Below are 13,793 nucleotides of genomic sequence, written 5' to 3'. Positions count from 1 at the left end.
CGCCCTGGATGGCACTGGCCCTGCTGGTCGTGAGTGCCCTGCTCATGCTGCTGGGCGCGGGCGTGGGCAGCACGGGCTGGGAAAGCGTGTGGGCGGCGCGCAGCGATCCGCTGTCCTGGCAGATCGTCACCGAGATCCGGCTGCCGCGCACGGCGGGCGCCTGGCTGGCCGGCGGCCTGCTGGGGCTGGCCGGGGCCATCGCCCAGGGCGTGTTCCGCAATCCACTGGCCGATCCCTATCTGCTGGGCAGTGCCTCGGGCGCCTCGCTGGGCGTTGCATTGAGCATGGCGGCGCTGGGCGCCTCGCCCTTCGCACTGGCGGGCCTGGCGCGCCTGGGTGTCACGGGTGCGGCCTTTGCGGGCGCGGCCCTGGCCGTGCTGCTGACCCTGGTGCTGGCCCAGGGCGTGCACAACACCATGCGCCTGCTGCTGGCCGGCGTGGTGGTGGGGGTGGTTCTGGGCGCGGCCGCGTCCCTGGTGCTGCTGATGAACCCGGACATCATGCAGGCCATGCAGGCCTTCATGCTGGGCAGCACCTCCTTCATCGGCTGGGGCGCCTGCGCGCTGATGCTGGCCGTGCTGCTGGCCACCACCCTGGGCGCCTGGTGCCTGGGCCGCGTGCTCGACGGCCTGTCCCTGGGCGAGGCCACGGCCCACAGCCTGGGCCTGCCGCTGGCGCCGCTGCGCATGGTGCTTATCTTGCTGCTGGCCCTGGCCACGGGCACGGCCGTGGCGCAGACCGGGCTGATCGCCTTCGTCGGCCTGGCCGCGCCGCATCTGGTGCGCTCCATGGTGCGGTCCATGCACCGCTGGCTTCTGGTGCTCAGCGCGGGCATGGGCGCCGTGCTGCTGCTGGCAGCCGACCTGCTGGCGCGCTGGCTCATCGCCCCGCAGGAGCTGCCCGTGGGCGCGCTCACGGCCTTGCTGGGCGGCAGCTACCTGCTGTGGCTCATGCACCGCCGCCACGCCCTGCGCGGCGGGGAGGGCGCATGACGGCACTGGCCCCCGCCCTGCAAGCGCGCGCCCTGAAGGTTCGCCTGGGCGATCGACAGGTCCTCAGCGGCCTGAACCTGGCCCTGCCCGCCGGCCGCTGGACCGCCATCGTCGGCGCCAACGGCGCCGGGAAATCCACGCTGCTGCGCGCCCTGGCAGGCATGGAGTCCGGCGCTGGCGTGCAAGGCGAAGTGGAGCTCCTGGGCCGCCCGCTGCGGCAATGGAGTGCGCGCGAACGGGCCTGCTCGCTCGCCTGGCTGGGCCAGAACCAGCCCGTGGCCGGTGACATGCGGGTCCATGACGTGGTCATGCTGGGCCGCCTGCCGCACCAGGGCTGGCTGGCTGCGCCCAGCCAGGCAGACCATGCCGCCGTGGAGCAGGCCCTGCGCCAGACCCAGGGCTGGGACTGGCGCATGCGCAGCGTGGGCAGTCTCTCGGGCGGGGAGCGCCAGCGCGTGCTGCTGGCGCGCGCCCTGGCCGTGCAGGCCCGCGTGCTGCTGATGGACGAACCCCTGGCCAACCTCGACCCGCCACACCAGGCCGACTGGCTCGAATGCGTGCAGGCCCTGGTCGCCCAGGGCTGCACCGTGGTCAGCGTGCTGCACGAGATATCGATGGCCTTGCAGGCCCAGGAACTGGTCATTCTCGACAAGGGGCAGGTGCTGCACCAGGGCGCCTGCGCCGACGCGGCCACGCATGCGGCGCTGGAGGCCGTGTTCGAGCACCGGCTGCGCATCCGCGCCATCGACGGGCAGTGGCTGGCCCTGCCACGGCTGCGGGGGCAAGCTGCGGCTGCCTGATCGCCCGCCAGAAAAAAATGTCTCTACATGCGCCGTATCTGAGCCGCTGGGCTCTGACCATCGATGGTCAGCCCCTGTCCACGCCGCGCGGCGTGTTGTTGCCCGTGCGCCAGGGCGGCACGCCCGCCATGCTCAAGATCGCCCAGGAGCCCGAGGAAGTGGCCGGCGCCCAGCTGATGGCCTGGTGGAATGGCGATGGTGCCGCGCCCGTGCTGGCCCATGAGGGGCCGGCCCTGCTGATGCTGCGCGCCACAGGACCCGAATCGCTGGTGGAGATGGCCCGTGGCGAGCGCGATGAGGAGGCCTCGCGCATCCTGTGCACCGCTGCCAAGCGCCTGCACCTGCCGCGCGCCAAGGCGTTGCCACCCCTGGTGCCGCTGACGCAGTGGTTCCCTGCATTGCTTGCACAAGGCCATGGAACCGCCAGCCTGCTCGGCCTGTGCGCCACCACGGCGCGCGAGCTGCTGGCCGCACCGCGCGACGTGACCGTGCTGCATGGTGACCTTCACCACGGCAATGTGCTGGACTTCGGCCCCCTGGGCTGGCTGGCCATCGACCCCAAGGGCCTGTACGGCGAGCGCGGCTTCGACTACGCCAACATCCTGAGCAATCCCGACCGCGCCAGCGCACTGGCGCCGGGGCGCTTTGCGCGCCGCATGGCCACCATTGCCGAAGTCTCGGGCATAGAGCAAAGGCGCCTGTTGCAATGGGTGCTGGCCTGGTCGGGACTGTCTGCCGTCTGGAGCATGGAAGACGGTGACGATCCTGGCGCTGCGATGGCTGTGGCGCAAATGGCGGCTTCGGCCTTGGGCTAGTCGCGACCGGCTTTCCTCGACCGAGGTGCCTCCAGATACGCACCGCTGGCAAACAATTGCTCCTCGGCCTGGTCGATGCGCTGCACCACGCCTTTGCCGGCGCGGCTGGCCAGCAGTTCCACCAGGGCCTCGGACAGCGCCACGGCCGAGGTGATGGAGGGGAAGAACGACGGGCTGTGCAGCGAAAACAGCAGCGTGGCGTCGGCCAGCAGCGCCAGGGGCGAGGCGGGGCTGTCGGTCAGCGCCACGATACGGCAGCCCGCATCCCTGGCGGCCTGGGCCACGGCCAGCGCCTCGCGCGAGTAGGGGGCAAAGGCGACTACCAGCAGGGCGTCGCCGCGCTCCATGGCGCGGCACTGCATCTCCAGCGTGCCGCCCTGGCCGTCCAGCAGGTGCACGGTGGCGCGCAGCAGCCGGTACACATAGACGAAGGAAAAGGCCACGGGGTAGCTGGCGCGAAAGCCCGCCACATGCACGCTGCGGGCCTTTTCCAGCAGAGCGCAGGCCTGCTGCAGCGCATCGCCCAGGCGCCGCTCGGTGGCCTCCAGATTGCGGCGGTGCACCTCGAAGGTCTCGCCCACCAGGTCATGGTCGCCAGCGCGGCCCACCAGGGCCTTGGCGCGCTGGCCGTAGGCCTCGTCGCTGCCCAGTCCCATGTCCTGCGCGAAGGCCTGCTTGAGTTGCGGCCAGCCGTCAAAACCCAGCCACTGCGCAAACCGCACCAGCGTGGCGGGCGGGCTGCCGGCGCGCGTGCCCACGCTGCGCATGGAGGCCGTGACCACATCGTTGGGATGCTCCAGCACGAAGCGGGCCACCTGTTGCAGGGCCGGGCTCAGCTCGGCAAATCGCTGGCGGATGTCGTCTTGAACGGACATGGGTTTTCAGGAGGAAGGAGAGGAAAAGGGCGGTGTTGGCTGCGCCGACTGTAGCCCAGGCGCGGGCCGGCTTGGAACGGCTGTGGTTGAAATCTCTGTTGACGGAACAAATGTTCCGTCAAATAATGAGATGAAACATTCGTTCCTTGAAAGAACTGCCATGAGCCATGTGTTCCATCGTCACCTGCACCACACGCCCCCCGTTGCCGTCGCCGCCAGCGGCCTGGAGATACGCGACGCGCAGGGGCGCAGCTATATCGATGCCTCGGGCGGCGCGGCCGTGTCCTCGCTGGGCCACGGTCATCCCGACGTGATCGCCGCCATGCATGACCAGATCGACCGGCTGGCCTATGCCCACACCAGCTTCTTCACCACTGCGGTGGCCGAGGAACTGGGGCAGGAACTGGTGCGCGGGGCGCCCGAAGGCACCAGCCACGCCTACCTGGTCAGCGGCGGCTCCGAGGCCGTGGAGGCCGCGCTCAAGATGGCGCGCCAGTACTTCGTGGAGATCGGCCAGCCCGAGCGCACGCACTTCATCGCGCGCCGCCAGAGCTACCACGGCAACACGCTGGGTGCGCTGGCCGTGGGCGGCAATGCCTGGCGGCGCGCGCCGTTCGCGCCCATCCTGGTGCCGGCCACCCATGTCTCGCCCTGCAATGCCTACCGCGACCAGCGCGACGATGAAACCCCAGAGCAATACGGCCAGCGCCTGGCCGACGAACTGGATGCGGCCATCGGCGTCCACGGCCCGCGCAGCGTGATCGCCTTCGTGGCCGAGACCGTGGGCGGCGCCACGGCCGGCGTGCTCACGCCCGTGCCCGGCTACTTCAAGGCCGTGCGCGAGGTGTGCGACCGCCACGGCGTGCTGCTCATCCTGGACGAGGTGATGTGCGGCATGGGCCGCACGGGCACCCTGCATGCCTGCGAGCAGGAAGGCGTGGTGCCCGACCTGATCACCGTGGCCAAGGGCCTGGGCGGCGGCTATCAGCCCGTGGGCGCGGTGCTGGCGCAGGGGCGCATCGTCGATGCCATGTCGCGCGGCAGCGGCTTCTTCCAGCACGGCCATACCTACCTGGGCCACCCGGTGGCCTGCGCGGCGGCGCTGGCCGTGCAGCGCGTGATACGGCGCGACGGCCTGCTGGACAAGGTGCGTACCGATGGCGAAGCCTTCGGGCAGATGCTGGTGCACGCCCTGGGCAGCCACCGCCGCGCGGGCGAGCACGTTGGCGACATTCGCGGGCGCGGCTTCTTCTGGGGCGTGGAGCTGGTGGCCAACCGCGCCAGCAAGGCGCCCTTCGATGCGGGCCTGAAGCTGAATGCCCGCATCAAGACCGAAGCCATGCAGCGCGGCCTGCTGTGCTACCCCGGCGGCGGCACGGCCGATGGCCGTGCGGGCGACCACGTGCTGCTGGCGCCGCCCTTCATCGCCACGCGGGAACAGCTGCAGACCATCGCCACGCGCCTGGCCGAGTCCATCGAGGCCGCACTCACCCAGGTTCTCTGATCCGTTCCTGCGCTCGCGCGCACTTCCTCGCTTTCCCACGCTTTCCCCAACCCCGCCACAGGAGTGTCCCCATGACCCCATCCCGCCCGACCCTGAAGCGCACGGCCCTGGCCGTGACCAGCGCCCTGATCGCCGCGCTGCTGCCGCTGGCTGCCAGCCATGCCCAGGACAGCGGCACGCTCGCCAAGATCCAGCAGGCCGGGGCCATCACGCTGGGCTACCGCGAGTCCTCGTTCGGTTTTTCCTACCTGGATGGCGATCTCAAGCCCGTGGGCTACAGCATGGACATCTGCCGGCGCATCGTGGACGAGGTCAAGGCCCAGCTCAAGCTGCCCGCACTGCAGGTGCGCTATCAGGCCGTGACCTCGGCCAACCGCATCCCGCTGGTGGCCAACGGCACGGTGGACCTGGAGTGCGGCTCCACCACCAACCTGGTGGAGCGGCAAAAGCAGGTGGCCTTCTCGCCGGATATCTTCCGCTACAACGTGCGCATGCTGGTGCGCGCGGACTCGGGGCTGCGCTCCGTCGCCGACCTGCAGGGCAAGACCGTGGCGACGACGGCGGGCACCACGTCCTTTCGCCTGCTGCGCGAGGCTGACCGGGGCCGCAACCTCGACATCACCAACCTTTCGGGCAAGGACCATTCGGACTCCTTCATGCTGGTGGAGAGCGGCCGTGCCCAGGCCTTTGTGCTGGACGACATCCTGCTCGCCGGCCAGATCGCCAATGCCAAGAACCCGCAGGACTACCTGATCACCGGCGAAAGCCTGCGCACCGAAAACCAGGCGCTGATGCTGCGCAAGGACGATGCCGGCTTCAAGGCCATCGTGGACCGCGTGGTGACGGGCATGATGCAGTCCGGCGAGATGGAAAAGCTCTACAACCGCTGGTTCATGTCGCCCATCCCGCCCAGGAACATCAACATCAACTACCCGCTCAACGCCGAGACGCGCGAGGCCTTCGCCCATCCCTCGTCCAAGGGCATCTGAACTTATTGCACGCATCCATGACCCGCATCGCCCTCATCCACGCCCTCAGCCACTCCGTCGCTCCCATCAACGAAGCCTTTGCGCGCGACTGGCCCGAGGCGGTTCGCATGAACCTGCTGGACGACAGCCTCTCGGCCGACCTGGCGCGCAACGGGCGCGGGCTGGACGCCGCCATGCACGAGCGCTTCCAGCGCCTGGCGCAGTACGCCGTGGACACGGGCGCGCAGGGGATCTTGTTCACCTGCTCGGCCTTTGGCCCCTGCATCGAGGCCGTGGCCGCGCGCCATGCGCCGCTGCCCGTGCTCAAGCCCAACGAGGCCATGATCGAGGAGGCCGTGCAGGGCCAGCAGGGTGCCTTGGGTTTGATCTCCAGCTTCGCGCCCACGCTGCAGTCCATGCCGCCGGAGTTTCCGGCCGGCATCGAACTCGTGCCCGCCCTGGCCGATGGCGCCATGGACGCGCTCAACCGGGGCGACACTGCCACGCATGACCGCCTGGTGGTCGAGCAGGCCAGGGCCCTGGCCGCGCGTGGCTGCACGCGCATTGCGCTGGCCCAGTTCAGCATGGCGCGTGCCCGCGCCGCATGCGAGGCCGCCACGGGCCTGCCCGTGCTCACCACGGTGGACAGCGCCGTGCGTGCCCTGCAGCGCCGGCTGGGCGTCCGCCTCGGTTAAAGTGGCGCTCCGCTGCGGCGCATGCCCGCCGCAGCGCGTGCAACTTTTGAGGATGACAGACCCATGCAGATCGAACAGGCCCCGACGGAAAAGCCCTATGAAAAGCCCGAAGGCGAACGCCGTGGCCTGGTGCTGGTGAACACCGGCGACGGCAAGGGCAAGAGCACGGCGGCCTTCGGCCTGGCCCTGCGCGCGCATGGCCGGGGCAAGTCCGTCAAGATCTTCCAGTTCATGAAGGTGCCCACGGCGCGCTTTGGCGAGCACCGCATGTTCGAGCAGCTGGGCATGCCCATCGAGGGCCTGGGCGACGGCTTCAGCTGGAAGAGCCAGGACCATGAGCGGTCGGCCCAGATCGCGCGCGAGGGCTGGGAGCGTGCGCGCACCGCCATCCTCTCGGGTGATCACTTCCTGGTCGTGCTCGACGAAATCACCTATCCGCTGATCTATGGCTGGCTGCCGCTGGAGCCTGTGCTGCAGGCCCTGGCCGACCGCCCGCGCCATGTGCACGTCATGCTCACGGGCCGCCGCTGCCCCGAGGAAATCATTGCCGTGGCCGATACCGTCACGCGCATGGAACTGGTCAAGCACGCCTTCCAGGCCGGCATTCCCGCCCAGCGTGGTATTGAGGACTGATGCCGCCCGCAGGCCCGGCCTGCGGCGGACAATGGCGGCATGAGCAGCGAAACGCAATCCCGGGCGCCAGAGACCATTCCCGCCCAACCCTTTGCCGAGGCCGAGCGGGCAGCCGTCTACCGCGCCATCCATGAGCGGCGCGACATGCGCCACTTCTGCGGCGGCGAGGTCGCGCCCGAGGTGCTGCTGCGCCTGCTGCGCGCCGCCCACCATGCGCCCAGCGTCGGCTTCATGCAGCCCTGGCGCTTCATCCGCGTGCGCGATGCGCAGTTGCGCCAGGAGATCCATGCCGTGATCGAGCAGGAACGCCTGCAGACCGCGCGTGCGCTGGGCGAGCGCGAGGAAGACTTCATGCAGCTCAAGGTCCAGGGCGTGCTGGATGCGGCCGAAGTACTGGTCGTGGCCATGCCGCCAGGGCGCGAGGCCCATGTCTTCGGCCGTCGCACCCTGCCCGAGATGGACGTGGCCTCGGCCGCCTGCGCCATCCAGAACATGTGGCTGGCCGCGCGTGCCGAGGGGCTGGGGCTGGGCTGGGTCTCGCTGTTCGATCCCGAGGTGCTGGCCGCGCTGCTGCAAATGCCCGTGGGCAGCCGGCCACTGGCCGTGCTGTGCCTGGGCCCCGTGTCGGCCTACTATGCCGAGCCCATGCTGCAGCAGCAAAAGTGGGCCAGCCGCGCACCGCTGCAGGACATGCTCTACGACGACTTCTGGGGCCAGCGCGCCGCCGGTCCGCAGCCGCAGGCATGAGCGACAGCCCTTCCTGGCAACTGCTGGGCGCCGCGCTCAGCCCGCTGTGGTGGTGCTGGCAGGCGCTGTCGCAGCCGCAGGCCCAGGTCCAAGCCGAACCCTGGGCGCGCCACGCCCTGGCCGCCGCGCTGGCCGTTCCCGTGGCCCTGCTGATCGACCGGCTCTGGGGCGAGCCGCCCGTGTGGATGCACCCCGTGGTCGCCATGGGCCGGCTGCTGGGTGCGGTTGGGCGAAGAATTGCCCCACGCGAAGAACATGTGCGCGACTGGCCACGCTTTGCGCTGGGCGCCGTCGCCTGGTGCCTGCTGGCGCTGCTGTTCTTCGCCGTCTACGCGTTCATCCAGTGGCTGCTGCCGCCCATGCCCTGGTGGCTGGGCGCCCTGGTGCTGGGCGTGCTGCTCAAGCCGCTTTTGTCCTGGCGCATGCTGCGCGACGAGGTGCTGGCCGTGGAAGCCGCGCTGCAGCAATCCCTGCCCGCAGGCCGCGAGCGCCTGACCTGGCTGGTCAGCCGGGACACGGCGCAGCTGGACGCAGGCCAGGTGCGCGAAAGCGCCATCGAGACCCTGGCCGAGAACCTCAGCGACTCCGTGCTGGCGCCGCTGTTCTGGTTTGCCGTGGCCGGACTGCCGGGCGCGGCCCTCTACCGCTTTGCCAACACGGCCGATGCGATGTGGGGCTACCCGGGCTGGCGCGGGCAGGGCGATGACCGGCGCCACTGGCAATGGGCCGGCAAATGGACGGCGCGTGCCGATGACCTGCTCAACTGGATACCGGCGCGCCTGACCGCCTTGCTGCTGGCCTTGTCCGGCCTGGCCGCTGGCCGGCGGCCGGGCTGGGGCGCGCTGCGCCAGGACGCGCGCATCACCCCGTCGCCCAACGGCGGTTGGCCCATGGGCGCCATGGCAAGGCTGCTGGGCGTGCGCCTGGGCAAGCCCTGCGTCTACGTGCTCAACCCCGCAGGCCGCGTGCCGCAGGCGGCCGAGCTGCAGCAGGCCGTGGCGCATGCGGGCCGCGTGGTGGCCATGCTGGTGGCTGCAGGGCTGGCCCTCGCGCTGGTCCTTGGATGGGTGATGACGGGGCAGACACGATGAAACCAATGACAGTCATCCACGGCGGCACGGACGCGCTGGGCGTGCCCGCGCACGATTTCTCCACCAACCGCAATGCCTGCGGACCCTGCCCGCAGGCGCTGGACATGCTGGCCCAGGCCCACGCGGCCCAGTACCCGGACCCGCACTACACGGCGTTGCGCGCACGGCTGGCGGACTTTCATGGTGTGCCGGCCGAGCGCATCGTCATCGCGGCCAGCGCCAGCGACTTCATCCACCGCATCACCATGCATGCAGCGCGCGAGGGCGCGGCCGTCGCCAGCCTGCCGGCCCACCATTACGGCGACTACGCCCACGCGGCCCAGGTCTGGCGCCTGCCCCTGGCCGCGCGCGACGGCATCACCGAGGCCGGCCCCGGCCTGCACTGGGCCTGCGCGCCATCGAGCCCGCTGGGCCGGCCCGAAGATGTCTGGCCCCTGTGGAGCGAGCCCGCACCGCCGGGCACCTGGCGCGTGATCGACTGCGCCTATGCGCCCCTCAGACTGGAGTTGGGCATGGAACCCGCCGTGCCCGCCCAGGTGCGCGATGCCTGGCAGATGTGGACCCCCAACAAGGCCCTGGGCATGACCGGCGTGCGCGCGGCCTACGCCATTGCGCCCGAAGCCGCGCCGCACGACGAGATCGAGGCCTTGCGTGCCCTGTCACCATCGTGGCCCGTGGGCGCCCATGGCGAGGCCATGCTCACGGCCTGGACCGCACCGGCCACCCGGCAATGGCTGGCGCAAAGCCTGCAACGGCTGCGCGATTGGAAGGCGCAGCAGCTCGATCTGGTGCAGCGTCTGGGCTGGCAGGCACTGCCCGGCTCGCAGGCCAATTACTTTGTGGCGCGCTGGCCGCAAGCCCAGCAGGGCGATGCCATGCAGACGCGTCTGGCCCAACTGCGCGCGCAGGGCATCAAGCTGCGCGACTGCGACAGCTTCGGCCTGCCCGGCTGCGTGCGCATGGGCGTGCTGGCGCCCGCCTCCCAGAACGCCTTGCTGGCCGCCTGGCAGCCAATGGAGAAACACCATGCAATCGAATGAACCCGCTGCCGTGAATCTGCCCCTGCCCACCCCAGGCCAGCGCCCCGCGCTGTGCGTGATGGTGCTGGGCACCAGCAGCGGCGCCGGCAAGAGCTGGGTGGCCACCGCTCTGTGCGCCTGGTACCGCGCGCAGGGCTACAAGGTGGCGCCCTTCAAGGCGCAGAACATGAGCAACAACGCGCGGGTGGTCTCCGCACCGGGCGGTGCCTGGGGCGAGATCGGCACGGCGGGCTCGGCCATCGAGAAGCTGGGGCTGGCGCCCGACGAGGTGCAGCGCATGCAGGCCAACGTGGCCATCGGCTATGCGGTGACCTATATCTTCGGCTCCTTCGGCGCCATCATCATGTGCGTGAACGTGCTGCAGTGGCTGACGGGCCGCAATATCCGCGAGGACGCGATCCAGGCTGAGCAGGAGCTGCTCAAGGGCGTGCGCGTGTACGGAACCGGCGAGTCACCGGCCGTGCCGGATCTGGTGGGGCGCATTTTCCGCGTGGGACAGGCAGGCCGCACCGTGGCGGAGCTGGAGGCCAGCGCCACCGCCAACGGCGGCACGGTGACGGTGGAGCGCATACAGCGCAGGAACGCGATGGTGGGCGTGGACGGCAGCCTGGCGCTGGAGGCCGGCGACATCATCTTGCTGGTGGGCCGGCGCGCGGCCGTGGTGGCGCTGGGCGCCTCGGTGGGCGAGGAGCTGCAGGGCGCCGAGGGCATGGACGTGGTGATGGTGCGGCGCGACGTGGCCATCTCCAACAACCAGTACCTGAACCGCAGCGTGAAGGACATCCTGGACAGCCTGTCGCAGGAGTTCAAGCACGGCGTGTACGCAGTGGCGCTGATGCGCGCGGGCACGCCGGTGCCGATTGCGCCGGCCACCATGGTCATGCCGGGCGATGTGGTGACGCTGTTCGGCACGCCGCAGGATGTGCAGAAGGCTGCGCAGTCGGTGGGCCCCATCATCGTGCCCAGCGACAAGACGGACTTTGTCTTCCACGGCCTGGGCATCACGGTGGGCCTGCTGATCGGGCTGCTGGTGCTGCGCCTGGGCTCCATTCCCATTACGCTGGGCAGCGGCGGCGGCGCCCTGCTGGCGGGCCTGCTGTTCGGCTGGTGGCGCAGCCGCAAGCACACCTTCGGCAACATGCCCACGGCCGCTTCCACACTGCTGCGTGACCTGGGCCTGGCCGGCTTCGTGGCCATGGTGGGCCTGCAGTCGGGCCAGCAGGCCGTGACCACGGTGATGCAGCAGGGCCTGACGCTGTTCCTGCTGGGCGTGGTGGTGACCATCGTGCCGCTGCTGATCGCCATGCTGTTCGGCAAGTACGTGCTGCGCTATGACAACGTGGCCGTGTTCGCGGGCTCGCTGTCGGGGGCGCGCAGCGCCAACCCGGCGTTTGGCGAGATTCTGGACAAGGCCGGCAACTCGATTCCCACGGCACCGTTTGCGATCACCTATGCGCTGGCCAATGTGTTCCTCACATTGCTGGGGCCGCTGGTCATCGCCTTTGCCTGATCACCCCTGATCACCCCTGACCGATCCCCAAGGACCACCAAGGACCATCACAAGGAGCTGCGCAATGAGCAAGGATTATCGGAGTCTGGCGAATTTGAGCCCGTTCGAACTCAAGGACGAACTGATCAAGGTGGCCTCGGGCAAGGCCAACCGCCTCATGCTCAATGCGGGGCGTGGCAATCCCAACTTCCTGGCGACCACGCCGCGCCGGGCGTTCTTCCGGCTGGGGCTGTTCGCGGCGGCGGAGTCGGAGCTGTCGTACTCCTACATGACGGTGGGCGTGGGCGGGCTGGCCAAGCTCGACGGCATCGAGGGGCGCTTCGAGCGCTTCATCGCCGAGCACCGCGACCAGGAGGGCGTGAAGTTCCTGGGCAAGTCGCTGAGCTATGTGCGCGACCAGCTGGGGCTGGACCCCGCCGCCTTCCTGCACGAGATGGTGGACGGCATCCTGGGCTGCAACTACCCCGTGCCGCCGCGCATGCTCACCGTGAGCGAGCAGGTCGTGCGCCAGTACATCGTCCGCGAGATGGCAGGCGGCGCCGTGCCGCCCGAGTCGGTGGACCTGTTCGCGGTCGAGGGCGGCACGGCAGCCATGGCCTATATCTTCGAGAGCCTTCGCATCAGCGGCCTGCTCAAGGCCGGCGACAAGGTGGCCATCGGCATGCCGGTGTTCACGCCGTATATCGAGATCCCCGAACTGGCCCAGTACGACCTCAAGGAAGTGCCCATACACGCCGACCCCGACAACGGCTGGCAGTACTCCGACGCCGAGCTGGACAAGCTCAAGGACCCGGACGTCAAGATCTTCTTCTGTGTGAACCCCAGCAACCCGCCGTCCGTGAAGATGGACCAGCGCAGCCTGGACCGCGTGCGCGCCATCGTGGCCGAGCAGCGGCCCGACCTGCTGATCCTCACCGACGATGTCTACGGCACCTTTGCCGATGAATTCCAGTCCCTGTTCTCGGTCTGCCCCCGGAACACGCTGCTGGTGTATTCGTTCTCCAAGTATTTCGGGGCCACGGGCTGGCGCCTGGGCGTGATCGCGGCGCACAAGGACAACGTGTTCGACCATGCACTGGCGCAGTTGCCCGAGTCCGCCAAGAAGGCGCTGGACCACCGCTACCGCTCGCTGCTGCCCGATGTGCGCTCGCTCAAGTTCATCGACCGCCTGGTGGCCGACAGCCGCGTGGTGGCGCTGAACCACACGGCCGGCCTGTCCACGCCGCAGCAGGTGCAGATGGTGCTGTTCTCGCTGTTTGCGCTCATGGATGAAGCGGACGCCTACAAGCAGGCGCTCAAGCAGTTGATCCGCCGCCGCGAGGCCACGCTGTACCGCGAGCTGGGCATGCCCCCGCTGGAAAATCCCAACTCGGTCAACTACTACACGCTGATCGACCTGCAGAACGTGACCTGCCGGCTCTATGGCGAGGCCTTCTCGCAATGGGCCGTGCAGCAGTCGTCCACGGGCGACATGCTGTTCCGCGTGGCGGATGAGACCGGCATCGTGCTGCTGCCGGGCCGGGGCTTCGGGTCCGACCGCCCCTCGGGCCGCGCCTCGCTGGCCAACCTCAACGAGTACGAGTACGCCGCCATAGGCCGCGCCCTGCGCCGGTTGGCCGACGAGCTGTACGAGCAGTACAAGGCGCTGGGCAAGGAGTAGGCCCTATGCCAGGGCCCGCACGGCTCATCGCAGCTGTCGGGCCTTGACCACCAGCAGCGCCCCGGCCATCAGGCCCACACCGGCCAGTTGCACGGCGCCCAGCGCACGCCCGTAGACGGCCCAGTCCAGCACGATGGCCGTCAGCGGATAGACGTACTGCAGCACGGCGATGCGGCCCAGCGTGAGGCGGGCCATGCCCGCAAAGAGAATGGCGTAGGCCAGGCCCGTGTGCAGCACGCCCAGCCCTGCCAGCCAGGCCCAGGACGACGGCGCCTGCGGCCAGCCATGAACCAGCGGCACCCACAGCAGCAGCACGGTGCCGACCGCGCATTGCCACCAGGCCAGCGCAAACGGCGTGACCACTTTCTCGGTCTTGGCCAGGATGGTCACGGCCGCATAGCACAGCGAGCCGGCCAGGCACATGAGCAGCCCGGACACATGGTCCGGTCCCCAGGCCGCCGCA

14 protein-coding genes are annotated in these 13,793 nt (G+C 69.7%); 12 read left to right on the top strand and 2 right to left on the bottom strand.

Going from position 1 to position 13,793, the window contains the following annotated elements; all coding sequences use genetic code 11:
- The first annotated feature begins 8 nt into the window (after positions 1-8).
- From INR38_RS11925 to INR38_RS11915, 3 genes are read left to right on the top strand one after another with little or no spacing between them, the layout of a single operon-like run.
- The gene (locus INR38_RS11925; RefSeq protein ID WP_043819441.1) at positions 9-992 is read left to right on the top strand and encodes an iron ABC transporter permease; all 984 of its coding nucleotides are present in this window, start codon (positions 9-11) and stop codon (positions 990-992) included.
- Complete coding sequence (locus INR38_RS11920; RefSeq protein ID WP_207444002.1) at positions 989-1,792, top strand: ABC transporter ATP-binding protein; 804 nt, start codon at positions 989-991, stop codon at positions 1,790-1,792. The genes INR38_RS11925 and INR38_RS11920 overlap by 4 nt, the downstream gene beginning before the upstream one ends.
- 17 nt (positions 1,793-1,809) lie before the next feature.
- Entirely contained in the window at positions 1,810-2,607 is a 798-nt protein-coding gene (locus INR38_RS11915; RefSeq protein ID WP_207444004.1) for an aminoglycoside phosphotransferase family protein, read from the top strand.
- Here INR38_RS11915 and INR38_RS11910 read toward each other — a convergent pair.
- Positions 2,604-3,482 carry a MurR/RpiR family transcriptional regulator gene (locus INR38_RS11910; protein ID WP_207444006.1) on the bottom strand — a complete coding sequence of 293 codons (879 nt, stop codon included), beginning with the start codon at positions 3,480-3,482 and terminating at the stop codon, positions 2,604-2,606. The two genes, INR38_RS11915 and INR38_RS11910, sit on opposite strands and share 4 nt — an antisense overlap.
- Before the next feature lie 160 nt (positions 3,483-3,642).
- Here INR38_RS11910 and INR38_RS11905 point away from each other — a divergent pair, with 160 nt between their 5' ends.
- From INR38_RS11905 to INR38_RS11865, 9 genes are all read left to right on the top strand, one after another.
- Positions 3,643-4,986 (top strand): aspartate aminotransferase family protein, encoded by a 1,344-nt coding sequence (locus INR38_RS11905; RefSeq protein ID WP_207444008.1) that lies wholly within the window; start codon positions 3,643-3,645, stop codon positions 4,984-4,986.
- 71 nt (positions 4,987-5,057) lie between these two features.
- Positions 5,058-5,975, top strand: a complete 918-nt coding sequence (locus INR38_RS11900) for an amino acid ABC transporter substrate-binding protein (protein ID WP_013803212.1) — start codon at positions 5,058-5,060, stop codon at positions 5,973-5,975.
- Positions 5,976-5,992: 17 nt separating this feature from the next.
- Complete coding sequence (locus INR38_RS11895; protein WP_013803211.1) at positions 5,993-6,649, top strand: aspartate/glutamate racemase family protein; 657 nt, start codon at positions 5,993-5,995, stop codon at positions 6,647-6,649.
- Between the two features lie 63 nt (positions 6,650-6,712).
- A complete protein-coding gene (gene cobO / locus INR38_RS11890) occupies positions 6,713-7,282 on the top strand; it encodes a cob(I)yrinic acid a,c-diamide adenosyltransferase (RefSeq protein WP_013803210.1) in 570 nt (189 codons plus the stop codon).
- A 39-nt stretch (positions 7,283-7,321) separates the two neighbouring features.
- Positions 7,322-8,029, top strand: a complete 708-nt coding sequence (gene bluB, locus INR38_RS11885; protein WP_065347931.1) for a 5,6-dimethylbenzimidazole synthase — start codon at positions 7,322-7,324, stop codon at positions 8,027-8,029.
- Positions 8,026-9,120: an adenosylcobinamide-phosphate synthase CbiB gene (gene cbiB, locus INR38_RS11880; RefSeq protein WP_207444010.1), complete on the top strand. Its 1,095-nt coding sequence runs from the start codon at positions 8,026-8,028 to the stop codon at positions 9,118-9,120. The genes bluB and cbiB overlap by 4 nt, the downstream gene beginning before the upstream one ends.
- Entirely contained in the window at positions 9,117-10,160 is a 1,044-nt protein-coding gene (locus INR38_RS11875; RefSeq protein ID WP_207444012.1) for an aminotransferase class I/II-fold pyridoxal phosphate-dependent enzyme, read from the top strand. Before cbiB ends, INR38_RS11875 begins: the two co-directional genes overlap by 4 nt.
- Entirely contained in the window at positions 10,147-11,670 is a 1,524-nt protein-coding gene (gene aspT / locus INR38_RS11870) for an aspartate-alanine antiporter (protein WP_207475959.1), read from the top strand. The genes INR38_RS11875 and aspT overlap by 14 nt, the downstream gene beginning before the upstream one ends.
- Before the next feature lie 64 nt (positions 11,671-11,734).
- Entirely contained in the window at positions 11,735-13,330 is a 1,596-nt protein-coding gene (locus INR38_RS11865) for a bifunctional aspartate transaminase/aspartate 4-decarboxylase (protein ID WP_047327311.1), read from the top strand.
- Positions 13,331-13,354: 24 nt separating this feature from the next.
- On the opposite strand, the gene INR38_RS11860 is transcribed toward INR38_RS11865, so the two are convergent.
- On the bottom strand, positions 13,355-13,793 hold a 439-nt coding region (locus INR38_RS11860; protein ID WP_207475957.1), incomplete at its 5' end, for a DMT family transporter.

This window comes from Delftia sp. SD018 (assembly GCF_017355445.1).
GTDB classification, from domain to species: Bacteria; Pseudomonadota; Gammaproteobacteria; order Burkholderiales; family Burkholderiaceae_C; genus Comamonas; species Comamonas acidovorans.
This window is presented reverse-complemented; position numbering and strand designations above follow the sequence as displayed.

Bases quoted from the DNA above. Each gene is read 5' to 3' on its own strand.
- INR38_RS11895 (WP_013803211.1), top strand. From the start codon at position 5,993: ATGACCCGCATCGCCCTCATCCACGCCCTCAGCCACTCCGTCGCTCCC.
- INR38_RS11915 (WP_207444004.1), top strand. From the start codon at position 1,810: ATGTCTCTACATGCGCCGTATCTGAGCCGCTGGGCTCTGACCATCGAT.
- aspT (WP_207475959.1), top strand. From the start codon at position 10,147: ATGCAATCGAATGAACCCGCTGCCGTGAATCTGCCCCTGCCCACCCCA.
- INR38_RS11900 (WP_013803212.1), top strand. From the start codon at position 5,058: ATGACCCCATCCCGCCCGACCCTGAAGCGCACGGCCCTGGCCGTGACC.
- bluB (WP_065347931.1), top strand. From the start codon at position 7,322: ATGAGCAGCGAAACGCAATCCCGGGCGCCAGAGACCATTCCCGCCCAA.
- INR38_RS11905 (WP_207444008.1), top strand. From the start codon at position 3,643: ATGAGCCATGTGTTCCATCGTCACCTGCACCACACGCCCCCCGTTGCC.
- INR38_RS11875 (WP_207444012.1), top strand. From the start codon at position 9,117: ATGAAACCAATGACAGTCATCCACGGCGGCACGGACGCGCTGGGCGTG.
- cobO (WP_013803210.1), top strand. From the start codon at position 6,713: ATGCAGATCGAACAGGCCCCGACGGAAAAGCCCTATGAAAAGCCCGAA.
- INR38_RS11920 (WP_207444002.1), top strand. From the start codon at position 989: ATGACGGCACTGGCCCCCGCCCTGCAAGCGCGCGCCCTGAAGGTTCGC.
- INR38_RS11865 (WP_047327311.1), top strand. From the start codon at position 11,735: ATGAGCAAGGATTATCGGAGTCTGGCGAATTTGAGCCCGTTCGAACTC.
- INR38_RS11910 (WP_207444006.1), bottom strand. From the start codon at position 3,482: ATGTCCGTTCAAGACGACATCCGCCAGCGATTTGCCGAGCTGAGCCCG.
- INR38_RS11925 (WP_043819441.1), top strand. From the start codon at position 9: ATGGCACTGGCCCTGCTGGTCGTGAGTGCCCTGCTCATGCTGCTGGGC.
- cbiB (WP_207444010.1), top strand. From the start codon at position 8,026: ATGAGCGACAGCCCTTCCTGGCAACTGCTGGGCGCCGCGCTCAGCCCG.